The following is a 26,304-nucleotide window of genomic DNA, read 5'->3' on the forward strand; positions in this document are numbered from 1 at the left end:
CTCTAATGAAACATCGAAATCACGGATTACTTAACCGGGTCGAGGCGAATTTCGCCGAGATCGATCACCGGAGTATCCGCTGTGATCCGGAAGGGAATATCTTTGCCGGCATAAGGCTGGAGCGGCGCAAAATCGTCGCCCCGTCGCGCCGCTTCTTCGACGCTCGAATTAATGTGGAGAACATAATAGCCGATCGGCAGTCCTCGGTAAGGCTTGTCCTCGTCGAGAATCACGCGATAATCAGGAACTTCCTTGCCGCCCTGGAGAAGGATCCATGAAGTCTCGCGTTCGCCATCGGGGCGGATCGGCTCGAAACGGAGATCTGCGCCCGGGGCGAGGGAAACGTGGATTGCTCCTTCAGGCATTACCGCGTCGAATAGGCTGCGATGTCGTGCCGAGCCAGATGCCAGAACCTCCAGGTTATACGTGCCCTTCTGGATAGAGAAAACGACGGGCTCGGCAAGAGGCGCTTGAAATTCGTTCATTGGCAGGTCCCAATAAGCTTCGCCCTCCTCACTATCCGGTTTGTTATGTTTCTGAATACGTACTCGCGCCTCGGATTGCTCCGGAGACTGCTTGCGGCTTGGCTCAATCTGCAATCGCATCGCGACCACGTCGACGTTCACGTCTGTCAGTTCATCCAAATTCTGTGGAATCGGAAGCTGCACGGAAAAAGTCAGCGCCTTTACGTCCCTGAACTCGCCGTTACGGAGTTCGATGGTGATGGCATCGCGACGATTCACAAAATTCTCGCGAGCCAGGTTGAGAATGCCCGTTGAGTCCACGTCAGCGAAAGCGGAGAGGAGGCAAGTCCCTGCGAAAAGCCCCCAGTTCACTGAAGTGCCAGACGGAAGCGGTTTGCCGTTGGCAAGAATTCTGAACCGAACCGGCCGGCGGGCAGGTGGAGGGACATCTTCGCCCAGTTTTCTGAGCGCCTTTGCGGCGTCTTCGGCGACTCGCTCAGACGGATTATTTAACAAAACACGCAAGGCGGGTTTCGTCTCCGGGGAGTTGGCGCGGGCCAGAGCAGCCACAATCGCTTCTGCTATGTCCCGGTCCGGATTCGATTCGGCAAAAGTACGCAGAAGGCTGACAATCCTGGCCTTCGCTTCAGTAGGGATTGTGATCGCGACCGGACGAATAATGTCGCCCGATGACCAAACAAGCTTGTCAGGATCCGGCGGGAGAAAAGCCATCAAAGCATAAGTGTACTCGCGCCGTTCTCTGGGGTTTGCCCGCAGCGCTAGTTCGGAGATGAACGCCAAGGAGCGTTCGGAACCGTAAGCCGCAAGTTCGGTAAGCGACGGTGTGTACCAGAGGCCAGGGAATTCAGAATCGTCGACCTTCAATAAGCTTCCGGCGAGAATTGCTTCCCAATCGAGGCCGCACTTTTTCAAAAACTGAATTCGGGCACTCGGATTCTTGTCCCCAACCCTAACGGGCCTTTCGGTTGCCATTCGAATCGCGGCTCCCACGGCTTCGTCGAGACGGCGCTCCTGCAAGAGCGCCATGAACTCTCCGATCGACTGTGGTTCGCCCAGGGAACCAGCGCCCGTTCCACACCAGCCGCCCCACGTGAATTCAGCCAGTCGTTCGACTAATTTGTCGCCGCGCTTCAGGAGCACGTCATCGATCAGTCGATGAAACGCTGCTTCATTTGTCTGGAAGCTGATCGTGCGCGCGTCCGGTTCTCTTTGCAGGAGCTTGTCCGCCTTGCGCGTGGCGTTTTTGTAAAGCTTCCACGCGGAAATCAATTCCGGCGATGCATCCTGAATGCTTGGGTTAGGCGATATGTCTTCCTGCGGGATGGTTACCTTTAGATCCAGAGGGGCGATCTCGCGCGCAATCCAGGCCGCGGCCAACGTCGGAAAAGGAAATGTCTTGGCATTCGCCCCCTGCGGGAGCCGCACGTAAATGTCGATGACCTGGTCCAGCTCTTTCGAGGTCGCTTTCTCGCAGGCTGCCTCGAAGAAGCGGGAGAATACTATCCAGGGAGTTGGAAGATCTTTGTCGGAGGCATTTTTTTGTTCGTCGCCCAGCTTCGCTGTCATCCTGATCAAGTCCGCGGTGGAATATTCTTCAAGCGAGGAATCCGCGTCATCGGCCGCTTTGAACAACGCCGGTCCCTTCAAGGCCAGCAATTCACCAACTGATGGATGGTCTGTGGCCGCCACCGCTTGCGCAGCGACCAATCCGGCAACGACGATGGGGAGAACAAGTCTCACGAGGTAATCGTATCGAATTGCCAGCGCCTAGTCTACCCGAAGCAAACCGCCGAGATTTAAAGATTCTCAGGAGACGAATTCGCCGTGTCCGCCGGTTGGACGGACTCGCGGTGGCGAGGTGAACCGCCTGCCAGTTCTCCCTTGTTCAATTGATTACCGGGGGGCTGCTGGCTGGAGCGGTTGGTTGACCGATGTTTGAACAACCACCGTTCCTGCTATGAAATCGTGGATCGCACGTCGTTGTGGTTAGTCAGCAATACGACGAGCTCGCTCAAGACCCAAGTATGCGTAATCCACCGCAAAGGCGTGGCCCATGCAGGCGCCAATTGAATCATGCGCCTGTTCACTTCCCGAAAGGGCAGAGACTTATATTCGGCATCGCTGACCTGAAGCCTCGGAAGAATCATAGCGACGGCGGCAAGAACGCCAAGAACGGCGTCCGGAAGGTAGCGCAGGACCGCCTCGCGATATCCAGTTGTTTCGCCGTCCAACCTGCGGATGCGAATGCCAGCGATAAGCTTTCCTGGGGTGCCGCCGTAACGCTGGACGAGGTAGACATGGTAAAACAATCCGAACAACGTCCCCGGCGAAATGTAGTAAACCCCGAAGAGGCGGAAGTTTGAACTGGCCCAGGTGGTCAATGCCAAGAGCGGCAAGAAAAAGACGAAATCCAACAGGTTAGCAAGGAAACGTACGCCAAACCCAGCATACTGGAGGGGATCCTCGCTCATGAATGTTGAGCCTGATGACATTCAGCCTGACTCGGCCGGCTGTATAGATAAGCTCGCAGCGGGAACCTGGCCGGAGCATATTCTTACCGTCCCTGGCGACAATTAGAAAGTCGCCTTGCCCGAGTGATGACGACGTGAAGACAGGCCCAAGTGGATCGAGCGCTCCGCCGCTCGATGATGTGTTTCGGCTGCGGGGCTTCAATTATCGAGCGGCGGAGCGCTCGATCCACCTTGGCAACCGAAAATCGCTCGCCAAGGAATCGGTCTCGAATTAAGAAATGCGGAGCATGTCCGCACAAAAAGTTTCAGTCGTCACCGGTGGGGCGGGGTTTTTGGGATCGCATTTGACGGACCGGCTCCTGGGGGAGGGGCATCGGGTCATTGCGATCGATAACCTCATCACGGGGAACCCGGCGAACATCGCGCATCTGGGCGGGAACGAGAATTTCCGGTTCATCAAACACAACGTCTCGAGCTACATCCTGGTCGAGGAGGAAATCGATTACGTGTTCCATTTCGCCTCGCCCGCCAGCCCGATCGATTACCTGGAACTGCCGATCCCGACGTTGAAAGTCGGCGCGCTTGGGACGCACAACACGCTCGGGCTCGCCAAGGCGAAGAAGGCGACATTCGTCCTCGCTTCCACCTCGGAATGCTACGGCGATCCGCTCGTTCATCCGCAGACGGAAGATTACTGGGGGAACGTGAACCCGATCGGACCCCGCGGCGTTTACGATGAAGCGAAGCGGTTCGCCGAGGCGATGACGATGGCATACCACCGCTATCACGGGATCGACACCAAGATCGTCCGGATCTTCAACACTTACGGCCCGCGGATGCGGTTGCGCGACGGGCGGGTGGTGCCGGCGTTCATCGGCCAGGCGTTGAGCGAGACGCCGCTCACCATCTTTGGCGATGGCTCGCAGACGCGCTCGTTCTGTTACGTGTCGGATCTAATCGATGGAATTTTCCGGCTGGCGATGAGCGATTTTCATGAGCCGGTGAACATCGGGAACCCGCGGGAAATGACGATCAAACAATTCGCGGAAGAGATTATTCGGATCACCGGAACGAAATCGCAGATCGAATACAAGCCGTTGCCGGTGGACGACCCGAAAGTCCGCCAGCCGGACATCACGCGCGCGAAGAAAGTGCTCGGTTGGGAACCGAAGGTGAAGTTCGAGGAGGGGATCGTGAAAACGATCGACTATTTCAAGGGCTGCCTGGAGCGCGGCGAGCTGGGCGAACGAATCGTCTAACGCCGATTCGAAATCCCAAATCCCAGGTAAGCCTCAAAATCCAAAAAGGGGAAAAAGCAGTTTGCTTCCCCGATTTGAAAACCAAGGAGGGGCGCTTTTCAAACCGCCCCAAAAGCAACGGCGGTTTGTAACCGCCGTCGCTTGAATCTCGGCAAAAGTTCCCGCGCAGAGGGAGTCAACGCCGATCACCTCGCCCTACTGGGTGCTTTGGAATTTTCCTGGGATTTCGGATTTTGTGCTTGGGGTTTCGAGGGACACCAGATAGGGCTGGGGAGCATTCGATAGCGTTTTTCGGCCGCCACAACCCAGAAAGTAAATCTCTCCTCTTATGAAAACCTCATCGCCGACAAAATCCGGTCTCCTCACCTTATTCCTCGGCGTGATCTGCGCCGTTTTCGTCGATAGCGCTTTCGCTGCCCAGACTCGGACTCTGCCGGAGATGCGTGTCATTCCGACGCGGGTATTGCAAAGAACGATCAGTCCCAAGTTCTACCAGAGTCTGCTCATTTCCCCGGTCAAAGGATGGATCGTGGTCCGCGCGCAGTTGACCGGGACCCATCTCTCCGGGATCAGAGTAATTCATTCGGAGCTAAACCATGAGTGGGATTGGCTTGCCGTTAAGCGAGCGCAGGAGGTGCTGATCGCGGGCAATTCTACAGCCGATAGTCCGAACCTCGGCGCTTCGGTTCTGCTGCACCTGCTCATTTATCAGATTGCTGATGGCACGATGGCGCTTTCCTTCGCGCATCTCGACGAACCAGGCGGCGACCAGGCGCAATATTATGGCTGCTCCCGCCTCGCCGTCTTGAAAGCAGACGGGAAATGGACGGATATCAAGGGGCCGGAAGGTCTCGAGGGAAAAGGCTGGGTGGTTCGGCGCGGAATCAAGGATAACATTGAAGCCGTGTTGAAGATGGAGCCACACCTCCCCGGCCCCCGTTGAGCGGCTGCTCACCCGGGCTCGCTAGGTCCTCGGCTGGGAGCCGAAGGTTAATTTCGGAGAGGGAATCGTGAAGACGATCGATTATTTCCGCGGCTGCCGACCCGTCGCTGGGCGCGGGCGACGGGTCCGAAAGCAAATCTGACGAGCAACGGCCCGAGGCCGCCCGTCATTAGGGCGTCTGGTCGCAAACTACTACGTTTGAGTCATACATGCCCAGTTTCCAGGCAACCATCCGGATATGGGTGCTGCCACTGCTTCCAATTGGAACGTGGGTGCCATTGGGAACCGCATGGGTAACGCCGTCGCTACATGGGGTGCTTCCAAAGTGGCAAGGATCGGTATTGTTCGCCACGTTAAAGGTTATGGTATAAAAGATGGTCGCAGCGACGGGACAATCCGTTTCCAGTTCAACGGTCACGGGGTTGCCGTAATACAGTTCACAAGTTGGATCATGAGCCGGATTGCAAAGATCTCCCAGGGCGGTTGGGAGCGCGGCCAACACCAGGAGCCCGAGGAGGGCGCCGATTGAGCGAACAAGCGAGGGTTTCGTTTTCATTGTGGGGTTTTCCAGGGGTTTCTTTCTGTGGGTTGTTTTTGGGGTGGGGGGCGGAGGAAGGGGTGAGCGGATTGGGGGCGGGAGGAAATTCGAAGGGGTGACTTGATCGTGGTTGGCTCGAAGCGCGCAGTCAACTGCAAACGTTTCGTCTTTTCGGCTTGCCTTATCTGACGCGCTACGACCAAATCATGGAACTCAATCCAGTTCCCCCTTCGCCATGTCCCCCCGGACACGCATCATCACGCTCAATCTTGGTTCGCAGAGCATCGAGCTCGCGGAGTTTCGCGCCCAGCCGCCAGGCGGGTTGATTCTGTGCCGCTATTTATCGCGCGACGTTTTTGTCGAACCAGCCAGCAAAGGGATAACGCCAGCCCAGGTTACGGCGGCGGTTGGCGACATGCTGAGAGAGCTTCAGATCACGAGCGGCGACGTCAATTACACCATTGCCGAAGAATGCGTCTTCTCGCGGTTCGTCGAACTGCCCGCTATCGGCCAGGAAAAAACCGAACGGATCATCGCCTTCGAAGCGCAACAAAACGTTCCGTTCCCGCTCGAGGAAGTGGTCTGGGATTACCAGCTTGTTGGCGGCGGCGCCGGTCAGCAAATCGAAGTGGTGCTCGTCGCCGTAAAGGCGGAGGTGCTGGACGAGATCAATCGTGCCGTGGAAGCAACGGGACTGCGGACCCGGGTTGTGGATCTGGCGACGATGGCGGTCTATAACGCCTTTCAATTCAGTTATGGCGAGTTGAACGGATGCTCGCTCCTCGTCGATATCGGGGCGCGCACGACGAACCTGCTCTTTGTCGAGCCCGGCAAAATCTTCACGCGCAGTGTTCCCCTGGGCGGAAGCTCAGCGACCGCCGCCATCGTCCGGGAATTTGGGGAATCATTTGCCGCAGCCGAAATTCGTAAGAAGCGCAATCCGGTAGCCGGCTCCAATGGGGAAGAGCCTTCGACGAATGAGGATGCTGCCCGGGTGGCAAAAATTACCCAGAACCTCCTGGGGCGGTTGCACGCGGAAGTGACGCGCTCGATTGGGCATTACTGCTCCCAGCAACGCGGTAATCGCCCGGAACACGTTTTTCTCGCCGGTGGCGTGGCCGGCACGCCGGGCATTCTGGAATTCTTTCAGGAAAAGCTGCAACTGCCGGTCGATTTTTTTGATCCTCTGCGCAAAGTGGCCATCGCCGGCTCAGCGGCTCTGGATCCCAAGTGCCGCCATCTGCTGGGCGAACCGGTGGGTCTCGCTCTGCGGGCCGCGCACCCTTCCCCGATGAAGCTAAATCTGCGGCCGTCCAGCGTCGCGCGGCGGCAGGAACTGGAGCGGCGCCGCCCGTATTTTGTGCTGGCGGCGGCCTGCTTCGTCCTGGGGCTGCTGAGTTGGGGCGCCTATTTCAGTTGGGCGAGGCAGGCCGCGGACCGCGCCACGGCGCGTCTCCAGGAAAAGGTTGAAGCGCTGCAACGCATCGAAAGGCAATTGAACGGGGTGCGTAAGGAAACCGGGGCGCTGGATGGCGTTTCCGGGCCGCTCGTGGCCGCGATCAACGATCGCAATTTCTGGCCTCAGATCATTGAGGACCTCAATGCCCGCCTGCCCAGGGAAGACATCTGGATCACCGAACTTGTGCCGACGTCGAACGGGAAAGAGATCGCCTCTTCAGACCATTACCCGACCCGGCCGATCGCGGCGCCGATGCCGGCGGTGTCGCCCTTGCGCCCGGGAACAACTCCATCGCCGCCGGCCCTGGACGGTCTGCTGGTGCGCGGTCTCTATTTGTTCAATCCAAGGCAACAGGAAGTGGTGGTCGATTATTTTCGCAACCTGGTCGAGTCGCCCTGGTTTGCCATCGATCCGAATAACCAGGCCAAGGTGATCAAGCCGGCCACGCCGAATGAGACGGAGTGGGCCTTTCCCTATGAGCTGCGCCTCGATTTGAGGAAGGCGGTTTCGTTGCCATGAAAGCGTTGACGAACTGGCTTCGCGCGAACCGTTTCCTCGGCGCGCTTCTCATTTTATTTGCGCCCGGTGCGCTGGGAGCCGCCTGGTTTCTCTTCAGCACGAAGAGCCATTGGGATGCGGCCCGAATGCGATTCGATCGCACCTCGGCGGAGCTGAACCGACTGGAACGGCTCACGCCGTATCCCAGCGAGGAAAATCTGCGGACGGTGAAAGCAGACGCTGAGGAGTACGCGATCGCGCTCGCCAAACTCAAAGAGGAGTTGAGATCGCGCGTGGCGCCAGCGACCGCGATGAAGCCGAACGAATTCCAATCCCGTCTTCGGGTGGCGGTGTCCGCGATCGTCCAGAAGGCGCGGGCCAGTAAGGTAAAGTTGCCGGACAAGTTCTATCTGGGGTTCGAAGAATTTGCCGCCGCGCTGCCGAATGAATTCGCGGCGCCGCTGCTGGGGCAGGAGCTCAGCCAGATCGAGTGGTTCCTGAATGATTTGATCGAAGACCAGATAGAGGCGTTGACTGCTTTTCGTCGGACGCCGTTGCCGGAAGAGCAGGGATCGCTATCGACGATTCCAACCCCTTCGCCGGCGATTACCACGACGTCAGCGAGGCCGCCGCCCCCACCATTCGCCCGCAACGTCGTGGAAGCCACGTTTGTCTCCACTCCGGCCGCGGCTCGCCGGGTCCTCAATCAAATTGCCGGCGCGAAAGAGCAATTCTGCATCATTCGGCTTTTGCATGTCCGAAACGAGAAGCTGAAGGGGCCTCCGCACGAGCCCGTCCCGGAGGCCACGCCGGGGATTATTTCCACCACTCCGCCTGGGCCTCCAGCCGCAAAGTCTTCTCCGCAACCTGGGCTCAATTTCATTGTGGGAAACGAGCGGATCGAGACGACGGCGAAAATCGAGATTGTGAGGTTCGTGTTTTGAAAACGGCGGTGCGCTGCCTTTGCTGTAGCCGCGTCCCTGTGGGACGCGCATCAAACGCTCTGTGCGCGACGTTTTCTCTCACGCGTCCCACAGGGACGCGGCTACAGAAGAATTTATGACCTGGATCCGCGCTCATTACGATCGGGGGGCGGCGCTCGTAGCCGTATTATTTCTCCTGGGTTCGGCGTTCTTCATCGTGCGCAATCTCTCTGGATTCAGCGCAGAATTTTCAGCGCGGCCGTCGTCGCCTCCGCCCAAGAACGCGTCGCCACCGACGAAAGCAGTCGAAATGAGGGAAGCGATGGAGAGCCTGCGGCGGCCGGCCCAATGGACTTTCAATGGCCGTTCCGGCCTTTTCGTTCCCGAGAAACATTTTATCGGCGCGAATGGCTTGCCGGCAACGTTGCAATCCGCGGACATCCATCCGCCCGTGCCTAACGACTGGCTGGAACAGTTCGCCCTGCCCATCGCAGAAGCGGATGTCCTTCGGCAGGATCCGGATGCCGACGGCTTCAATAACCTCGAGGAATGGCAATACCGTACCGATCCGAGGGACAAGGCTTCACATCCGGCCTTCATCGCGAAGCTCAGGATGAAATCATCCGCCCGGGAGCCGTTCCATCTCGTTTTCGCTTCCTGGGTCAACGACACCTTTGCGTTGAACTCGAATGACCTGAAAGAGCCGACGCAGTTTCTCAGGATCGGCGATGTCATTCGCGGGACCAAGTTCCGGCTCGTGAAATTCAGCGAGAAATACGAGACGAACCGCTACGGCACGAAAGTCGATGTCTCCGAGTTGCTTCTCGAGAATTTGGAAGCGCGCGAGCAATTCAGCCTGGTGAAGGAGAAGGTGATGATCTCCCCGGAGGTGGTGGCGAATTTTGTCTATCTCTGGGGAACGCGGCGAGAGTTCGCGGTAAGGAAGGACCACGAGTTCAGTTTGAATCCGGAAGGGCAAATCAAATACCGGCTGGTGGAAGTACATCCGGACAAAGCCGTAATCGTCGACCTGCAAAAGCCGAACGAAACGATCGAAGTAGGTCCGCTTACCCCATGAAGAACGTGCACCCGAGGAGAAAGATTTGGGAGGGCGTCTTGGAAAGCGGCCCTCCTAGTTAGAAATAAGACCCCCTACTTGGTTCCCCCCTTATGAAAACAACATCAGACAGCTGGTCATGGAAATTCATCGCGATGGCAATTGTGCAACTGTCCTGCGCGGTGGTGTTCGCCCAAAACAGCCGCACGGTCGCGGATCGTGAAGCGGCGCGGCGCCAGGCGGCGTTTCCGCGAGGCGAAGAAGCGCTCGCACGGGGCAAGGCGGCCATGGCGGAACGGAATTTTGTCGTGGCCCACGAGGAGTTTCGGCTGGCGTTGCAATATCTGCCGGACGCCCTGGTAAGCGAAAAACCTCACGACGAAGCCGTGAGCGGATTTTGTGCGAGCGGACTCAAGCTGGCTGAGCAGCGGATTGCCGAGGGCAAATACGCCGAGGCGGAAGCGATTTGCCGGGAAATTCTGGGCAATCGCTACGATCCGAATTGCCGGCCCGCGGCTGAGTTGCTGGCCCACCTCCAGGAGCCCGGATATTTCAACCGGACCATTGGACCGAGGTTTATCGCCAGGGTCGAGGAAGTGAAGAAACTGCTGAGCGACGCCGACGGCTATTACAACAGCGGGCGTTACGACCTCGCGTTTAAGAAATACGAGCAGGTCCTGAATCTCGATCCCTACAACGTCGCGGCGCGGCGAGGGGAAGAGAAAATCAATCTGACGAAAACGCACTACGGCGAGGAAGCCTACAACGAAACGCGTTCGCGCCAGTTGTGGCAGGTGCAAAAGGCCTGGGAAGAGCCGGTGAAAAAATATGGCGAGACCATCGGAACTAACACCGACACGTTTCCGAGAGACGCGACGGGGACCGCGCGCATCACGCACAAATTGAACACGATCGTCATTCCGCGAATCGAATTCCGGGACGCAAGCGTTCGCGAAGCCTTCGAATTCCTCCGGCAACAGGCCGAGGAAAACGACCCCGGAGCGGACGGGCGCAAGGGCGTCGATATTGTTCTGCGTCTGAACGCGCCGGGCGCTCATGTCGAAACGATCGCGACCTCGAGCCCGGCGGCGGCAGATCATTCCGCGGAGCCTAACGAGTCTGTTGCAGCAGCCCCACATTTGCCGGCCGACGCGCGGATTACCATCACGCTCAATCAAATTCCTTTGGGAGAAGCGTTGCGTTACATCGCCAGCCAGGCCGGCCTGAAAGTGAAGATCGAGCCCTATGCCGTCTCGATCGTTCCCCTGAGCGAACTGAGCAATGAGTTGATCACGAAACAATATCGGGTGCCTCCGGGGTTTATCAGTGGATCGCTCAATCCGAGTGGCTCGGCCTTGAATCAACCCTCGACCACCGGCGCCAAAGCGGCATTGACCATGACTGGAACCGCCAAGGACACGCAGGAATCAACGGGCGGCCGTTTGCTCGTAAACCGCGAAGGCGCGAAGGAGTTTTTGCAGGGCCAGGGTGTTTCCTTTTCGGTGCCCGGATCGAGCGCGAACTTTCTTCCGCAAACCAGTCGCCTCATCGTGCGGAACACCACCGACAACCTTGAGCTGGTGGACGCGATCGTGGAGCAGGCCAACATCTCCGGGCCGAAACAGGTGGAGATCGAAGCAAAATTTGTCGAAATCACCCAAACCAATCTCAAAGGATTGGGTTTCGATTGGCTCCTGGGCCCGTTCACTTTTGGGGGCAACAACCAGTTGGCCGGCAACGGCGGCACCACCGGGACTGGGACGGCGGTCAACCAGGCGGATTATCCATTTCCGGTCTCCGGTTTGAATCCGGTGACGGCAGGGAATCGCAGTGGGAATCTGGCGATCAATGGCAGCGCGATTGATTCCCTGCTGCAGGGAGTCAGCGCTTCCCAGGCACTGACTCCCGGCATCTTTGGGCTCGGTGGATTGTTGACGGATCCGCAATTTCAAGTTGTGGTGCGCGCGCTCAATCAGAAGAAGGGGGTCGATCTTCTTTCCGCGCCGCGGGTCATGACCAAGAGCGGACAGCGCGCCATCATCGAGATCGTTCGGGAGTTTCGTTATCCGACGCAATTTCAGCCGCCGCAGATCCCGCAGACGGTTGGGGCGGTGAAAACGGACAGCACCAACGTTGTCGGAGACCTTATTCCAATTGGCTCGACCACCAGCGTGCCGGTTACTCCCACGACGCCGACGGCCTTCGAGACGCGCAACACCGGTGTGACCCTGGAGGTGGAACCCGTCATTGGCCCGGACGGCATCACGATCGATTTGAATCTCGTGCCTCAGGTGGTCGAGTTCGAGGGCTTCATTAATTATGGCAGTCCGATCCTCTCACCTTCCTCATCTTTCCTGGACACGGTGGCGAGCGTTGTTAGAACGACCCCCCAAAACGTCATCACGCCAAATGTCATCAACCAGCCGATTTTTAGCACGCGCAAGGTAACCACAAGCGTCAGTATCTGGGACGGGCAGACCGTGGTGCTGGGCGGCCTGATGCGCGAAGACGTGCAAAAGACCGAAGACCGCACCCCGTTCCTCGGAGACATCCCTCTGGTTGGCCGCCTCTTTCGCACCAACATCGATCAACATATCAAACGGAACCTCATCATCTTCGTGACGGCACGCCTGATCAGTCCCGGAGGCCAACCGGTAAACTCGAATGAAGAAATCGAAGAGTCGGAGGATGTGATCGAACCTCCGATCCTGCCTGAGGTGCCGTTCACGAAGAAATAGCATTTAGGGCGGAAAAGCGGCGGTTGACACGTTCCGTAGTTCGCGTAAATACACTGCTCGTTTGCTGGCTTAAAGAATGGGATTCTCCTATTCGATACGCCGGGAGCGATTACTTTACCGTGTATTCGCTCATGATGATGCCCTTCAATGCGCTGCGTTTGCCGATAACAGCCGCACTTTGCCGGGCTGCGCGAGCGATTTTGCCGCTCTTCGTCGTGCTTAGTGTGGGGGTGATGGGAGTGCCGCAGTCGAAGGGCGACGTCGGGGGTTCGCCGATCACGGTCCCGCCCTATGACATGGGAGTGAGAGAGCGCAGCGTTCTCGCAAACAACCCGCCGCCCGCTACCGCCGGGGAGCCTGAATCTTATACCGCCCCAACTTTGAAGCCTCAGGCAGGATCCGCCCCGCAGGTTCCCACCACCGGGCTCGTGATCAATCCGACCTTCGACACTTCGATCACGAGCAATCCAAACTCGGCCGCGATTCAATCGGCCATCAACCAGGCCATCGCGAATTATCAGGCCCTGTTTAGCGAGTCGATGACGGTCTCGATCTATTTCCGGTTTGCGTCGACCAATCCCGGCGGTACCCCCTTGCCTGCCGGCGTCGTCGCTTCGAGCCGGTTCGTTTTTTATACGATCCCGTGGAACACCTACGTGAACGCGCTTCGAGCGGATGCGAAAACGGCGAATGACAGCAGCGCAAATGCCACCCTGCCGACGAGCCCGCTCTCCACTTCGGTGGAGCCCTCGAGCGCGGATGGCCGGGCCGTCGGGTTGAACACCCCGCCCGCAATGTTTTCCAACGGGAATGTCGGAGCGGGCGGTCCGTACGATGGGATCGTGACCTTGAATTCCAGCGTCGGCTTCCAGTTTACCCGTCCGACCCCGTCGAACAAATTCGATGCGGTCCGCTCTCTCGAACACGAGATCGATGAGGTCCTCGGTCTCTCATCGTACATCGGAGTCAGTTCCAATCTTGAACCCCAGGACCTCTTCAGTTGGGCTTCCCCCGGGGTGCGCAACACGACGAGCAGTGGCTCGCGCTATTTTTCGATCAACGGCGGCCAGACCAACATCGTCGATTTCAACCAGACTGCCGGCCAGGATTTCGGAGATTGGCTCAGTGATCCCTGCCCGCAGGTCAACCCGTATGTCCAAAATGCTTCAAGCTGCCCGGGCCAGTATTCGGATGTCACCGCCACGTCGCCCGAAGGCATTAACCTCGATGTCGTGGGCTACGATCTGGTCGGGGGCGCCGCTCCGACCCAGTTACTAAACATTGCCACCCGGCTCAATGTCCTGACCGGCGACAACGTATTGATCGGCGGCCTCATCATTACCGGGGGTTTCTCGAAGAAAGTAATGCTGAGGGGGATGGGCCCATCAGTGCCGATTTCAGGCGCGTTATCCGATCCAACCCTGGAATTGCATTTCCCGAACGGCAGTGTGGTGACCAACAGCAACTGGAAAATCAATGACGCGACCGGCCAGTCGCAGGAGGCTGAGCTCCGGGCGACCGGACTTGCTCCAACGAGCGACCTGGAGTCGGCCATGGTCCAGACGCTGCCGCCCGGCGCCTACACCGCGATCGTCAGAGGAGCGAATGACGGGACCGGCATCGGCTTGGTCGAAGCGTACGACCTCGACCAGGCAAGCGCCTCGAAGCTGGGCAACATCAGCACGCGCGGATTTGTCGATATGGGCAACAATGTCATGATCGGCGGTTTGATTCTCGGACCGGCCGGCACGGGTAGCGGCAAAGTGTTGATGCGCGCGATCGGTCCCTCCTTGTCTGTCCCGCAAACGTTACCGGATCCCACTCTTGTTTTGCGCAACGCCAATGGCGACCCGATTGCCACGAACGACAATTGGAAGATCAACGATTCGACGGGCCAGTCGCAGGAAACCGAAATCCGAGCGACGGGCCTGGCACCCTCGAACGATCTCGAATCGATCGTGATCACCATTCTTCCGCCGGGGAGCTACACCGCCATCGTGGCCGGCAAAAACGGCCAGACCGGCGTCGGTTTGGTGGAGGTCTACAAGCTGGACTGACGCATTTTTTCCGGAGCGCGGGAGTAAGAGAAAATTGAAAAAAGAAACTGCTTTGGTGCGCATCCTATGTAAGATGTCTCTCAGAGCTCGCGTTACGCGCGAACCGTCGTCTTGACGGAAGGGATGCCTCGCTTTCCGAACAGACATAAACCGCAGGATTACGACAATGCTTAGAAAAATATTCGCTTACTTCACGCTGCCGTTGCTTTTGCTCGTCGCCTTTTGCTGGCAGAAATCCGCGGGTCGTGTTCCGCAGGAAAATTCAAACGGGCAGACTGGGACCTTCGAAAAAATGGTCGTCACGAAGGGAAGTGTGGCGATGAATCTCGATTTGGACCGGCTCAATGGGAAACGCACTGACGCCTCGGAAGCGAAACGGGAAACGCTCCGTTTCGACGTGGCGCCCAATTCCTTTTTCACGATCAAGGTTTTTAACGACGCGCTCCGTGGACCCGAGGCCGGGTCGATGCCGTTGATCGGCCAGAACTCCGTCATTCTTCCGGAGCCGCTGAATTCGTCATCCGGCCAGCTCGTCCTGGAACAAATCGCCCCGAACGAATCAAATGACCTGGTGGTGCGCGACGCGAAAACGGGCTTTGCCTTTTTCAATGTCGAAGGACATCTCTACGAATACGATGCCGCGACCCGTTCACTGAAGATCGAGAGCGGAAGGCTGTTGATGTCGCGGGATTATGCGGCCAAGGTGGGCCGGCCAGCGGATGCGGGTGCGATGGTGGGCGAAATTTCCGTCAGCACGAACGTGTCTCCGATCCAGGTCACGACGCTGGTCAACGGCGCGGCCCGCTCAACCACCCTGCCGGCTGAGAGCGATCCAGATGGCGCTCTTGTCCCGGGACCCGATATCATTACCGGAGACCTCTCCGGGCTGGTGCAAGTTTCCGGTAGCACTGTCGGCACGCAGATAGCGCTTACCTGTGCACCGACCTCCTGCAATAAGGGCGACGAGCCAATCAATTTCTTCCAGCTGCCGAATGTCGATCATCCGGTGATTATGCAGAGTCTCTACCGAGTCAACGGCGGAGCAAGCAACACCGAGCGTTTCGAGCAAATCGGTGAGGGCTGGGCAAAGCATGCGTTCGGGGCCGACCAGTTCCAGGTCTGTAGCACCGCCTGCCAGGAATATCCAGACCAGTCGAGGCTTGGGCAGAACTGCTCCGACACCTACGCGGCCAGCACGGGCGCGCTCTTTACCCAATTAGGCTCGCGAGCCTGGATCAATCCGTTCACGGGCGCCTTCCCTTCAACGGCGAACAGCCATACCGGCCACACCCATAACGGGGTTGCCCATCGGCTCACGGTGGAAATGGCCGATTTGAACACGTCGCTGAATCCGGGCGCCACCTATTATGCGGAGGTCCAGTACGTCGCCCCGCACGAGTACACCTGGTGCCAAAGCCATCCCGGGCAATGCAACATGTATAACAACGCTTCCTACCGGCGTTTCAATGTGACCGGCACGACCAGCTTTTCGTTCAGCACGGTGGGTTCCACAGTTCGAATGTCCCCGGCAGTCAACGCCTGGACGGGAGCGACGGTGGTCCCCATCGAGCCCGCGCCCGGCGTCGATGGCCGTGCCTTCATTGCTTACAAAGTCTCGGGCCCGACGTCCGGGCTCTATCATTACGAGTACGTTATCTACAATCAGAACCTCGATCGCGCGGTGCAGTCGCTCAGTGTTCCGCTGGGATGCCAGGCCACGGTAAGTAACGTCGGTTTTCATGCGCCGCAAAACAGTCCCGGTTTCGCCAACGATGGCACGGTGGGCAACACAGGCTATAGCAACACCCCTTGGACTCCCGCCCAGACGGCCAGCGATGTGACCTGGACCACGGAGACGTTTGCGCAAAACCAGAACGCGAATGCGGTTCGCTGGAGCACGTCCTACACTTTCCGTTTCGATTCGCCCGAGCCGCCGCAGTCAGCCAATGCGACGGTTGGTTTCTTCAAGACCGGGACGCCGATGACCGTTCCGATTCAAGCTCCGGCTTCGGATGGGACCTGCGGCAGTCCGACGCCAACGCCGACTGCCACGCCGGCACCGACGGGAACCCCGGCCCCGACTCCAACCGCTACGGCTTCGTCAACTCCAGCGCCAACCTCGACGCCGACGGCTACACCTACCCCCGCGTCGCAGCCTCTCAATCTCTCGACGCGCCTGAATGTCCAGACCGGTGATAATGTGGGGATCGCGGGCTTTATTGTTACCGGCACCTCTCTCAAATCGGTCCTCATCCGGGGTCTCGGACCTTCCTTGGCGAGTTTTGGAGTTCCGAATCCGCTGGCCGATCCCATGCTCGAGCTGCACGGTCCAGCAGGGTTTGCCACCATGACGAACGATAATTGGCCGGAAAGCGGTTGTTTTGACTTTGGTGGCTCCCTTCAGCCGTCGAATAGTCTCGAATCAGCCATTTGTGCGACCCTGCCTCCCGGAGCCTACACAGCCATTATCAAGGGAAAAAATAACGGGGTCGGGATTGGCGTCGTTGAGGTTTATGATGTCGGCCAGTCTCTTCCCTCGAAGCTGGCTAATATCAGCACGCGAGGTCTTGTCGGCACTGGGGCCGACATCGTAATCGCCGGCTTCCAGTTGGGAGGTAATAGCGCGAGTGATAGAATCGTTGCGCGCGGAATCGGGCCGAGCTTGACCAGCTTTGGGGTGCCGAACGCGCTGGCGAATCCGATGCTGGAATTGCGGGATAGCAATGGAACGCTCCTGGTTTCGAACAACAATTGGCAGGACAGCCCGGCCCAGGCGGCGGAACTGACCGCCGCTGGCCTGGCGCCGACAAACCAGCTCGAATCCGCGATCGCGGCCACCCTGCCACCGGGCGCTTACACCGCGCTCCTTTCCGGAGCGGACAACGGCACCGGCGTCGGTGTTGTGGAAGTCTACGATCGCGGCGCACCGTAGGCCTCGAGTCCGAAAGTAGCGGAACGCCTGGCGCGGCTCGTTTAACCAGACGCTCCGGAGGCACGGTTCTTTGACGCCGATGTGGCCGCTTGCACTTTAGGATTGAAAGTGAGCACCATTTCTGCCCATTTTTCATGCGACCCTTCCCCCAGAAACCCCTCTCGTAATGACGTGCCTCTCTCCAGCCCGAAAGCTCTGCCTGAGGGGCGGAATCTTCGGTGAGTTCTGATGGCTGGTAATGGAGGCTAACGATGAGAACATTCGGACTGGCTGAACTGCTGCATCCGCTGTCGCCGGGCGAGTTCATGGCCAAGTACTGGCAAAAGCAACCGTACGTCGGGCACGGTTCGATAAAACGGTTCAGCCAAATCGCGGAAATTCCAGCACTCCGGAGTATCGAGGCAATCCTGGAGGTGTGGCGCGGCACCGCGGAAGCTTGGGCGCCGCGGGATACCAAGAACCCATTGATTAAAGCCGAGGCGCACCAGTTATCGGATTTTTATGAGAGCGGCTACACCCTTTACCTGTCGCATGTGGAAGAGCACGTCCCTGCCCTCGAACCGTTTGCCCGCCGTCTCGAACTCGATTTGGGCCTGAGAGGAGACGAGGTGTTCTTTGAGGCGTTCGTATCAAAGGGAGCGGGCTCGGCAGTTCATTTTGATCCAAACGTGACTATCAACATCCAACTAATTGGCGCCAAAGAATGGCGAATGGCAAAGAATACTCATCTCAGGCATCCGCACGCTGGCTGGAGTGTTGGGATGGAGGTGGACCCCGAAATGGCGGCTTATACAAGGCAGCCCTTGCCGTCGAAGATGCCGAGAGGATCCAAGAGCTTCGAGGCGCGCGCAGGCACCCTCGTGTATCTGCATCCGGGCTATTGGCATGCGACTGTCAATCACGAGCCATCGCTATCGCTTCTTTACACCGTCGAGCCGCCTTCATGGGGTGACCTGCTTGGCGATGAAATCAAGGCGCACTTGAACGCAGTTGATGACGCTCGTGAACTAGCCTTTGGTCTTGGGTCGACCGCCGGGCAGGACCAGAAGCGGCAGCGCTTGAAGAAGTTGATCCAAGAAGTCCAGACTGCAGCGGATCGGATGAGCGCCGACGACCTGCTGGCGAAGTGGGGCGCATCGCTAACGGCGTCATTTGAGCTAAGAGCACTCAAGTATCGCACGCAGGTGATCGAAGCGGACGGCGAGAAGAAGGTCCGGTTGATCACGAAGATCGGCCGAAAAACCAGACGAACCGAGTTGCCCGTTGAGGGAACGCTCGCGCTCAAATACATTGCCCGGAGGCGACGTTTTTATGGCCATGAGGTGGCATCAGCAGTTGAAAGCGTGTCCGCGGACCGGATCGGCGAAATCCTCGAGGGATTGGAGAAGTCCGGGCTCATTATCCGAGAGGCCGTCGCCTAGGAATATTGGATGGTTGTTTTCGCTAAATAACGTCGATCCAGGGTTTCGACATTGCCGCAGCGAAGCGAGAGGTGTTCATATCTGCGCATGCCGGCTATAGGAATTACGGGAGGAATTTCGACGGGGAAAACGTGCTTCGTGGCCGCCTTGCGCGAGATCGTTCCGAGGGCGCGGTTCTTTGACGCCGATGTGGCCGCGCGAGAACTGGCCGATCGCGACCCGGAGGTGAGGGGACTGATCGAGGCAGAATTCGGCCCATCCGTTTATTCTGGCGGCGGGGACTTGAACCGGGCGGCGATCCGCTCGATAGTGTTTGCCGACGCGGAAAAGAAACGCGCGCTGGAGCAAATCCTGCATCCGCGCATCCGCCGTCAGTGGAGCCTCGAAGCCGAACGCTGTCGCCACTCCACCGAGCTATTTTTTGCTGACATTCCTCTTCTTTATGAAACCGGCGGTGAAACGTTGTGCGACCAGGTCGTGGTCGTGGCCTGCTCGCCTGAGGTGCAGCTCGAGCGCCTTGTGCGGCGGGGAGCTTCCCTGGATCGAATGACAGCGCAACAGATGATCGATGCGCAAATGCCACTCAAAGAAAAGATCAGTCGGGCCGACCACGTGGTTTGGAACAACGGCGGACGCGAACCGCTGGCAGAGCAGGCGCGTTTGCTGACGCGACTGTGGACCGAGGGACGTTAGAACTTAGATGAACGAAAGCGAAACAACTCCGGAGGAGGCGCCTGCTGCCGCGTCGGCGGCAGACGCAACCCCGAAGCATGCCGGGAACACGGCCGCGGCAGACCTGCCTGAAGCGACCCGTGAGGGCCCGGTCCTTCCCGCGAGCCTCGACCTCAATGAGCTCCAAGCCCTTGATGCGGCTGAGATCGAAAAGCTCTGCCGAACTTTTGAGCTGCGGGTCCACGCCGGCCGTTCGCGACATCATCTCGTTCTCGACCTGCTTCGCGCCGCCCTGGGCCGCCGAATTCCGATCACGACGAATGGTTTTCTCGATATCGGCCCTGATTCATTCGGTGTCCTCCGCTGGCCGCGCCTGAATTTTCTTCCGGTGCCGGAAGACGTGGGAGTGCCACGAGCCGTTATCCAGAAATTACAGTTGCGCCCGGCCCAGAAAATCAGCGGAACCTTGCGGCTGCCGCGCGATCGCGAGAAGCTGATCATGCTCGATGAGATCACGACCATCGAAGGCGTTCCCGCGGAAGAATGGGAAGCCCCGACCGCGTTCGACAATCTGACGCCGCTTTATCCGCAGGGGCGAATCTTGCTGGAGAACGCCAAGACGAATTCGATCAGCGCGCGAGCGGTGGATTTGCTCACTCCGCTGGGGCGCGGTCAGCGTGGTTTGATCGTGGCGGCGCCGCGGGTGGGAAAAACGATTTTGTTGAAAGAGATCGCGAAGGCGATTCGGGTAAATCATCCCGAGATCGTCCTTATCATTCTGCTGGTGGACGAGCGGCCAGAAGAGGTCACCGACCTGCAGCGCGAAGTGGATTGCGACGTTTATAATTCGACCTTTGACGAGAATTCACGGCGCCATGTCGAAGTTGCCGAGCTGGTGCTCGAACGGGCAAAACGCCTGGTCGAAAAGAGGAAGGACGTGGTGATCCTGCTCGACAGCATCACGCGATTGGCGCGGGGTTATAATTCTCTCCAGACCGGCAAAGGCCGCACGATGTCCGGCGGCGTGGAAGCAAAAGCGCTTCTAAAACCCAAGAAGTTTTTTGGCGCGGCCCGTAATTGCGAGGAGGGCGGCAGCCTGACGATTGTCGCTACGGCCCTGGTCGATACCGGCAGCAAGATGGACCAGGTGATTTTCGAGGAATTCAAGGGCACGGGGAACATGGAACTGCATCTCGATCGCTCGCTGGTGGAAAAGCGGCTTTATCCCGCGATCCATTGCATGCAATCCGCGACGCGCCGGGAGGATTTGCTTTACCACCCCGAGGAATGGGAACGCGTGCAATTGCTTCGCAAGGCGATGGCCGCGCTGCCGCCGATCGAGGCGATGGAGAAACTGATCGACAACCTGCAGGCGACGAAAACGAACGCCGAGCTGCTGCTCAGCGGACTCCGCTGAGCAGAAATCCCAAGATCCAAAAACCAAATCCCAAGGAATTTTCAAATCACAATCCGGCGAAATGAAAAAAACGGCGACTCCGAGCAAGAATTCGGGATTTGAATATTGGATGTTATCTGGATTTGGTGCCTGGGATTTGGAATTTTGAAGAATGATTGAAACCGACGAACAACTCGCGGAGCTGCTTCCGAAACTGGAAACGCTCGATCGCGTTGCCGTCGACACAGAGGCCGACAGTCTGCACTGCTATTTCGAGAAGCTTTGCCTGATCCAGATCAGTGTTCCGGGCGGTGATTTCCTGATCGATCCGCTGGCGAAAGTCGATCTGGCGCCGCTCGCGGCGGCTCTAGCGCCAAAGGAGATCGTCTTGCAGGGCGCTGATTTCGATCTGCGTCTCTTGCGCCGAAGCCTCGATTTTGTTGCTTCCCGAATTTTCGACACGGTGATCGCGGCGCGCCTGCTGGGGATCCGCGCGTTTAGCCTGGCGGCGCTGGTGGAGCGTTACTTTGGAGTCGAGCTCGTGAAAGGCTCGCAAAAGGCAAACTGGGCCAAGCGTCCACTGCCTCATCACATGGCGGAATACGCCATGAACGACACGCGTTATCTCCTGCCGCTGGCGGAGAAGCTGGAGACGGAATTGCGCGATCACGGTCGGTTGGAATGGTTTCGCCAATCCTGCGAGCGGGCCCTCGAGCAAACGGCGGTGCGCCGCGTGCGAGACGAAGAGGAAGTGTGGCGGATTTCCGGCTCGGGAAAACTTGGCGGGCTTGCCTCAGCCATTTTGCGGGAGCTCTGGCAATGGCGCGACAGGGAAGCCCAGGCAGCGGACCGTCCGGCCTTTCACATTTTGCAAAACCATCTGTTATTGCGCGCGGCCGAAGCTTTCGCGGCCGGCGAAATTCCCGATCATCGCCATTTTTCCGCGCGTCGGCGTCAGGGTTTTCGCGATGCGGCGGAAAGGGCGTTGCGTTTGCCGGAATCCGAATGGCCGGTTCGCCGGCGGCGTTCGGGGACGCGCCCGACGCGGGAGATGGAGCGGGCCGCCGAAGAGCTGCGACGGCGTCGCGATGCAGTGGCGGACAAACATGGGCTCGAGCCGTCGTTTATTGCGCCCCGGGGAGCGTTGGATGCCGTGGCCGCGGATGAAAGCCAGAGCACGTCACTGCTGGTTCCCTGGCAGCGAAGTCTGCTGGAGCTGTCTTAGGCCAGGGTAGGGACGCCGCGCTGCGGCGTCCGAAGAAACCCGACAACTGCTGCGAAAACGTTACGGACGCCGCAGCGCGGCGTCCCTACCAAAAGCAGAGCGCCTTGGCGCTATTTCCTTCGCTGATCGTCGAGATACCCAGCTCCGAGAGCAACACCGGCCAGGATGAGCGCGGCGGCCGTGGCGAACGGGACCGGATCGAAAGGCGCAGGCGGCAACGAGACAATTCCCATCTCATCTGTGCGGGCCGGCTGACGGACATAACGCCCGCGTAGAGGGGCGCGAAACCTTTCCACGAAGCGTTCCATTCGAGCCGGCAATTCCGCATCGCGACGCGGGATGCCATGTCCGCACCCTGCGACATTCGGTCGCAGCTTCGCCAGTTCTTTGACTGAGAGCCGTGTCGCTTCCCAATCCGTGTTAAATGGAGTCCCGGCGCGGGAGAGAGTTTGCTTGCCCGTCACCAGTCCGCTCCACGAATCCATGTTCATGGTGGCGAAAGCGTCCCCAGCGAGAAGAACTCGATCGGACGGACGAAAGAACGAGACGTGGCCCGGAGAATGGCCCGGTGTTGCCAGCCATTCCCAACCAGCCAGGCCGGGCACTTCGTTTGGCTGCAACTCACGCAACCGGCCGCCAAGGTTGCGCGATCCCGACGGCATAAAGCGGGAAAGGAACGCGATCGCGCCGCCCACGGTCGGATCGGGAGGCGGGTATTCCGATTTTCCGTTGAGATAGGGTAGTTCGAGACGATGGGCATAAATCGGGACGTCCCAATGTTCCGCGAGCGGCAGGGCCGAACCGGCATGATCGAAGTGTCCATGGGTAAGAACGATCGCTTCCGGCCGCGCGCCGGCGCCAAACCGGGCTTCCGCCGCCTCCAGAATTTGAGTTGTTCGGCCTGGAAGACCGGCGTCAATCAAAGTCCACGCGCCGCCGGGCCGGCCGATGAAGTAGACGTTCACGAAGCTGACGGGCAGCCAACCGACATCGGGGGCTATGCGAGTGATGGTGGTCATGCGGGGAGATCAAGATACAAGGATTACATCGTTAAAAAAGGCCTCAAAGGACGCCCTTAACTTTCGCGACCAATGTCTCCTCACGGGATCGTCAGCGTCATCCCGGGCTTTAGCTTGGCCGGGTCGTCGATCAAACTCTTGTTGGCGTTCTGGATTTTTTTCCAGCGGCCGGAGGATTTGTAGAATTTTCGCGAGATCGACGCCAGCGTGTCGCCCTCGCGGACGACGTAAGTCTTTGCCGGTGGTCCGCTTTTTTTGTCCGGCGGTTTGATCTCGGCTGCTTTCTCGGTCGGATGGCGGGCGCGATATTCATCCATCTCTTTGTGCAGCGCCAGGTTCTCATTTTTCAACCGGGCCGCTTCCGCCCGGCTCACGACGGAATCGCCCGACAAACTCGTCCCCAGCTCGATCTCGTCCTTCTTCATGAAGTTTTTGACCTCGGCCGCGTGCGGACCGTTGGGAGCGAGCGTCAGGTATCGCTTGAAGTGGTGTAACGCGTTGAGCGGATCGTGCATCTTGTCGTCATAAAGAAGCGCCAGCCGGTAGTGGATGTCCGCGGCGCGCGGCGAATCGTCGAGGGCGCTTTCGTAAAGCGTGATCGCCCGGAGATGATTGCCGTCCGCGGTTTTGGCTTCGGCGTCTTTGATGATTTGCGCGCTCCGGGGAGTGATCATCCGGTCGCAGCCGATCCAGGTGAGAACAAGGCCAAGGAGAAGAGCAGTCCCGAAGTTCTTCAGGAAACGAGTCACAAACATGAGATGTTTACTTGTCGCATGAACCACAACGGTGTCACCACGCCTCATCGTGTTTCCTTACGCGCGATTCCGCGCGCCGGGCAATATTTTTTCCTCATTGCCTGGGCCATGACGGCCACCCTTCAGGCCGTCCAGATGCGCGTCGGGAATACTTATCCGCTGACCTTTACTGACGTCGACCGGCGCCAGCTCTCTACCGCGGATGGCCACGTCACGATTATCACCGTCGCGACGCGAAAGGATGAAGAGAATGCGCAGGCGGTCGGGGATCGCGTTCCGCGACAGTATTACGGCGATCCGAAATTCCGGCTGATCACGCTGGTAAATTTTCAGCAGAACATTTTCCCTCCGTTTCGGGGCATGATCTCGGCCATGATCCGCCATCGGCTGGATGCGGAGGCGAAAGAATTGCAGAAAACCTATACGGAGCGGCACCTGACCCGAAATCCGAGGGAGGACATTTTTGTGGTGGCGGACTTCGACGGCAAACCTTGCACGCAATTAGGAATTTCCCCGACCTCCTCGGAATTCGCCGTTTTCATCTTTGACGGGCACGGGCGTTTGGTCCGGCGGTGGAGTGAGGCGCCGAGCGCCGAAATGCTGGCGCAAGCATTACAGGAAGCGCGGTAGCACAATCCCGCAGAGAAGGCCCTATGGAGACGGCCTGCCCTCAGGCCGTTGGGAGTAATCGTCGCTTGGCCCCCCGGCACGATGGCGTGCCGACTCCAACTTCAATATCGCGGCACGGTCGGGTCTATCTCAACGGACCAGGCGTCAATTCCCCCCTCGAGATTGTAAACATTTTCGAAGCCGGCCTCCTGCGCCAGGCGCGCGGCCGCCGCGCTTCTGCCCCCGCTGTGACATTGAAATATCAGCGCCCCGCTTCGGGGAAGCTCGGCCATGCGCTGTTCCAGTTCGCCCAGGGGAATCAGGCGGGAACCTGGGATCCGCGCGATCTCGTATTCATACGGCTCGCGCACATCAATCAGCGTGAACGCTCCGCCATCAGTCATTTTTCTTTTTAGTTCTCTAACGGTCATGGGCGAAATCTCCTCTTCCACGGCGAACCAATCCTTCTCGACAGGTCCCCGGCAAAATTCCTCGTAATCAATCGACGCGAAAATGGTGGGATTATCGCCACAGACCGGGCATTCCGGATCGCGGCGCAATTTGAATTCGCGAAATCTCATTTGCAGGGCATCGAAGTGGAGCAGACGGCCTGCGAGGGTCTCGCCGGCGCCCACGATCAATTTGAGCGCCTCGGTCGCCTGGATTAACCCGATGATTCCCGGCAGCACCCCCAACACACCTGCCTCGGCACAACTGGGAGCAGCTCCCGGCGGCGGCGGTTCCGGAAAAAGGCAGCGATAGCAGGGCCCTCCGAGATGCGGCGCAAAAACGCTCGCTTGTCCTTCAAAACGAAAAACCGATCCGTAGATATTTGGTTTGCGCGCGAACACGCAAACGTCGTTGGAAAGGTAACGCGTCGGAAAATTATCGGAGCCGTCGATGACCAGGTCGTAGGATGGAACGATCTGCATCGCGTTTTCGCTCGTGAACCGGCATTCGTGCGAGATGATCTCGATTTCCGGATTTGCCTCGCGGAGGCGAGTCGCGGCCGCCTCCGCTTTCTTTTTTCCGACGTCGCCTGTTCCATACAGAATCTGCCGTTGCAGATTCGAAAGATCGACTCGATCGAAATCAACCAGTCCAATGGTGCCGACGCCGGCAGCGGCCAGATAGAGCGCCACGGGCGAGCCAAGCCCTCCCGCGCCAAGACACAAGACCCGCGCCGCCCTGATGCGGCGCTGGCCCGTGGGGCCGATTTCCGGCAGAATAAGATGCCGTGAATAGCGAGCCAGATCGTCCGGGCTGAGCGCGGCCTGCGAGAATCTTCCCTCGTCGATGATGCTGTCGCTCATGGCTCAACTTTGCACCAGTTCCCAATCGATTCCCACGATACGCTTGCCTTCGAACCGCTTGAGCGATTTTGGAAAGACCAAAAAGCGCGCATCCGGTTTTTGCTGGAAACCGACTTCCCCAAAATCGGTTCCGCTACCCGTTGGGCGCACTGTCATAACGCGGTGGTTTTTGAGAAGCGACTGGAAATGCCGGTCCGTCTTCGGTTTTTGCCAGAGCGTGTGCACCTCCGGCTGGCCGCATTTCTCAACCACTATGCGAAAACGCGCTGTCTCGACCTTTAGCAATTTCATTGTTGCAGGGCGACTGTATCAGACGCCGCTCACTCATGTTGCCGTTTCCCAGATACGGCCTACAAAGAAAAAAAAGTCCGCCAGAGAACTACGGCAAGGAGGATCAGACTACCGTTGCTGCATTCCTGCTCTGGCGGGGTTCGTAAGTCCTCAGTCCATAGCCCCTGACGGAAACAGACTGTTCGCGAAAGAGAGTCATCGCGCAACGGACTTTCTTCCGATTCGAGGGCACTCCCGGCGCGG

20 protein-coding genes and 1 other RNA gene are annotated in these 26,304 nt (G+C 58.6%); 13 read left to right on the forward strand and 8 right to left on the reverse strand.

The window, feature by feature from the left end; genetic code table 11:
• Positions 1-26: 26 nt before the first annotated feature.
• Positions 27-2,225, reverse strand: coding sequence for a HEAT repeat domain-containing protein (locus VJU77_07970; protein HKP03291.1), 2,199 nt, complete (start codon positions 2,223-2,225; stop codon positions 27-29).
• 215 nt (positions 2,226-2,440) lie between these two features.
• The gene (locus VJU77_07975; protein HKP03292.1) at positions 2,441-2,956 is read right to left on the reverse strand and encodes an RDD family protein; all 516 of its coding nucleotides are present in this window, start codon (positions 2,954-2,956) and stop codon (positions 2,441-2,443) included.
• Between the two features lie 287 nt (positions 2,957-3,243).
• Here VJU77_07975 and VJU77_07980 point away from each other — a divergent pair, with 287 nt between their 5' ends.
• Entirely contained in the window at positions 3,244-4,215 is a 972-nt protein-coding gene (locus VJU77_07980) for a UDP-glucuronic acid decarboxylase family protein (GenBank protein HKP03293.1), read from the forward strand.
• Between the two features lie 328 nt (positions 4,216-4,543).
• Complete coding sequence (locus VJU77_07985) at positions 4,544-5,158, forward strand: hypothetical protein (protein HKP03294.1); 615 nt, start codon at positions 4,544-4,546, stop codon at positions 5,156-5,158.
• Between the two features lie 169 nt (positions 5,159-5,327).
• On the opposite strand, the gene VJU77_07990 is transcribed toward VJU77_07985, so the two are convergent.
• Complete coding sequence (locus VJU77_07990; GenBank protein ID HKP03295.1) at positions 5,328-5,714, reverse strand: hypothetical protein; 387 nt, start codon at positions 5,712-5,714, stop codon at positions 5,328-5,330.
• A 217-nt stretch (positions 5,715-5,931) separates the two neighbouring features.
• Here VJU77_07990 and pilM point away from each other — a divergent pair, with 217 nt between their 5' ends.
• The 10 genes from pilM (at position 5,932) to VJU77_08040 (ending at position 22,074) form a co-directional block, all read left to right on the forward strand.
• Entirely contained in the window at positions 5,932-7,674 is a 1,743-nt protein-coding gene (gene pilM / locus VJU77_07995; GenBank protein ID HKP03296.1) for a type IV pilus assembly protein PilM, read from the forward strand.
• Positions 7,671-8,597, forward strand: a complete 927-nt coding sequence (locus VJU77_08000; protein HKP03297.1) for an Amuc_1100 family pilus-like protein — start codon at positions 7,671-7,673, stop codon at positions 8,595-8,597. Before pilM ends, VJU77_08000 begins: the two co-directional genes overlap by 4 nt.
• A 115-nt stretch (positions 8,598-8,712) precedes the next feature.
• Positions 8,713-9,654 carry an Amuc_1099 family pilus-like system protein gene (locus tag VJU77_08005; GenBank protein ID HKP03298.1) on the forward strand — a complete coding sequence of 314 codons (942 nt, stop codon included), beginning with the start codon at positions 8,713-8,715 and terminating at the stop codon, positions 9,652-9,654.
• A 92-nt stretch (positions 9,655-9,746) separates the two neighbouring features.
• Positions 9,747-12,371: an Amuc_1098 family type IV pilus outer membrane protein gene (locus VJU77_08010; protein ID HKP03299.1), complete on the forward strand. Its 2,625-nt coding sequence runs from the start codon at positions 9,747-9,749 to the stop codon at positions 12,369-12,371.
• Between the two features lie 119 nt (positions 12,372-12,490).
• Complete coding sequence (locus VJU77_08015; GenBank protein ID HKP03300.1) at positions 12,491-14,428, forward strand: NF038122 family metalloprotease; 1,938 nt, start codon at positions 12,491-12,493, stop codon at positions 14,426-14,428.
• Positions 14,429-14,594: 166 nt separating this feature from the next.
• Complete coding sequence (locus tag VJU77_08020) at positions 14,595-17,360, forward strand: hypothetical protein (GenBank protein HKP03301.1); 2,766 nt, start codon at positions 14,595-14,597, stop codon at positions 17,358-17,360.
• Between the two features lie 413 nt (positions 17,361-17,773).
• A complete protein-coding gene (locus tag VJU77_08025; protein ID HKP03302.1) occupies positions 17,774-18,781 on the forward strand; it encodes a cupin domain-containing protein in 1,008 nt (335 codons plus the stop codon).
• A gap of 87 nt (positions 18,782-18,868) precedes the next feature.
• Positions 18,869-19,474 carry a dephospho-CoA kinase gene (gene coaE, locus VJU77_08030; GenBank protein ID HKP03303.1) on the forward strand — a complete coding sequence of 202 codons (606 nt, stop codon included), beginning with the start codon at positions 18,869-18,871 and terminating at the stop codon, positions 19,472-19,474.
• A 7-nt stretch (positions 19,475-19,481) separates the two neighbouring features.
• A complete protein-coding gene (gene rho / locus VJU77_08035; GenBank protein HKP03304.1) occupies positions 19,482-20,870 on the forward strand; it encodes a transcription termination factor Rho in 1,389 nt (462 codons plus the stop codon).
• A gap of 151 nt (positions 20,871-21,021) precedes the next feature.
• The gene (locus VJU77_08040) at positions 21,022-22,074 is read left to right on the forward strand and encodes an HRDC domain-containing protein (protein ID HKP03305.1); all 1,053 of its coding nucleotides are present in this window, start codon (positions 21,022-21,024) and stop codon (positions 22,072-22,074) included.
• 110 nt (positions 22,075-22,184) lie between these two features.
• Here VJU77_08040 and VJU77_08045 read toward each other — a convergent pair whose 3' ends face one another.
• Together VJU77_08045 and VJU77_08050 are read right to left on the reverse strand one after the other, a co-directional pair.
• Positions 22,185-23,093, reverse strand: a complete 909-nt coding sequence (locus VJU77_08045; GenBank protein HKP03306.1) for an MBL fold metallo-hydrolase — start codon at positions 23,091-23,093, stop codon at positions 22,185-22,187.
• Positions 23,094-23,173: 80 nt separating this feature from the next.
• A complete protein-coding gene (locus tag VJU77_08050) occupies positions 23,174-23,848 on the reverse strand; it encodes a LysM peptidoglycan-binding domain-containing protein (protein ID HKP03307.1) in 675 nt (224 codons plus the stop codon).
• Between the two features lie 18 nt (positions 23,849-23,866).
• Here VJU77_08050 and VJU77_08055 point away from each other — a divergent pair, with 18 nt between their 5' ends.
• Positions 23,867-24,478 carry a hypothetical protein gene (locus VJU77_08055; protein HKP03308.1) on the forward strand — a complete coding sequence of 204 codons (612 nt, stop codon included), beginning with the start codon at positions 23,867-23,869 and terminating at the stop codon, positions 24,476-24,478.
• A gap of 101 nt (positions 24,479-24,579) precedes the next feature.
• On the opposite strand, the gene moeB is transcribed toward VJU77_08055, so the two are convergent.
• The 3 genes from moeB to ffs form a co-directional block, all read right to left on the reverse strand.
• A complete protein-coding gene (moeB, locus tag VJU77_08060; protein ID HKP03309.1) occupies positions 24,580-25,770 on the reverse strand; it encodes a molybdopterin-synthase adenylyltransferase MoeB in 1,191 nt (396 codons plus the stop codon).
• A 3-nt stretch (positions 25,771-25,773) separates the two neighbouring features.
• Positions 25,774-26,061, reverse strand: coding sequence for a hypothetical protein (locus tag VJU77_08065; GenBank protein ID HKP03310.1), 288 nt, complete (start codon positions 26,059-26,061; stop codon positions 25,774-25,776).
• A gap of 75 nt (positions 26,062-26,136) precedes the next feature.
• Positions 26,137-26,231: signal recognition particle sRNA small type (gene ffs / locus VJU77_08070), an RNA gene on the reverse strand.
• Positions 26,232-26,304 lie beyond the last annotated feature (73 nt).

Source organism: Chthoniobacterales bacterium (assembly GCA_035274845.1).
Taxonomy (GTDB): domain Bacteria; phylum Verrucomicrobiota; class Verrucomicrobiia; order Chthoniobacterales; family UBA10450; genus AV80.

Coding starts and splice junctions, on each gene's coding strand:
- VJU77_07975 (HKP03292.1), bottom strand. CDS start 2,956: ATGAGCGAGGATCCCCTCCAGTATGCTGGGTTTGGCGTACGTTTCCTT.
- VJU77_07980 (HKP03293.1), top strand. CDS start 3,244: ATGTCCGCACAAAAAGTTTCAGTCGTCACCGGTGGGGCGGGGTTTTTG.
- VJU77_07985 (HKP03294.1), top strand. CDS start 4,544: ATGAAAACCTCATCGCCGACAAAATCCGGTCTCCTCACCTTATTCCTC.
- VJU77_07990 (HKP03295.1), bottom strand. CDS start 5,714: ATGAAAACGAAACCCTCGCTTGTTCGCTCAATCGGCGCCCTCCTCGGG.
- pilM (HKP03296.1), top strand. CDS start 5,932: ATGTCCCCCCGGACACGCATCATCACGCTCAATCTTGGTTCGCAGAGC.
- VJU77_08000 (HKP03297.1), top strand. CDS start 7,671: ATGAAAGCGTTGACGAACTGGCTTCGCGCGAACCGTTTCCTCGGCGCG.
- VJU77_08005 (HKP03298.1), top strand. CDS start 8,713: ATGACCTGGATCCGCGCTCATTACGATCGGGGGGCGGCGCTCGTAGCC.
- VJU77_08010 (HKP03299.1), top strand. CDS start 9,747: ATGAAAACAACATCAGACAGCTGGTCATGGAAATTCATCGCGATGGCA.
- VJU77_08020 (HKP03301.1), top strand. CDS start 14,595: ATGCTTAGAAAAATATTCGCTTACTTCACGCTGCCGTTGCTTTTGCTC.
- coaE (HKP03303.1), top strand. CDS start 18,869: ATGCCGGCTATAGGAATTACGGGAGGAATTTCGACGGGGAAAACGTGC.
- rho (HKP03304.1), top strand. CDS start 19,482: ATGAACGAAAGCGAAACAACTCCGGAGGAGGCGCCTGCTGCCGCGTCG.
- VJU77_08040 (HKP03305.1), top strand. CDS start 21,022: ATGATTGAAACCGACGAACAACTCGCGGAGCTGCTTCCGAAACTGGAA.
- VJU77_08045 (HKP03306.1), bottom strand. CDS start 23,093: ATGACCACCATCACTCGCATAGCCCCCGATGTCGGTTGGCTGCCCGTC.
- VJU77_08050 (HKP03307.1), bottom strand. CDS start 23,848: ATGTTTGTGACTCGTTTCCTGAAGAACTTCGGGACTGCTCTTCTCCTT.
- VJU77_08055 (HKP03308.1), top strand. CDS start 23,867: ATGAACCACAACGGTGTCACCACGCCTCATCGTGTTTCCTTACGCGCG.
- moeB (HKP03309.1), bottom strand. CDS start 25,770: ATGAGCGACAGCATCATCGACGAGGGAAGATTCTCGCAGGCCGCGCTC.
- VJU77_08065 (HKP03310.1), bottom strand. CDS start 26,061: ATGAAATTGCTAAAGGTCGAGACAGCGCGTTTTCGCATAGTGGTTGAG.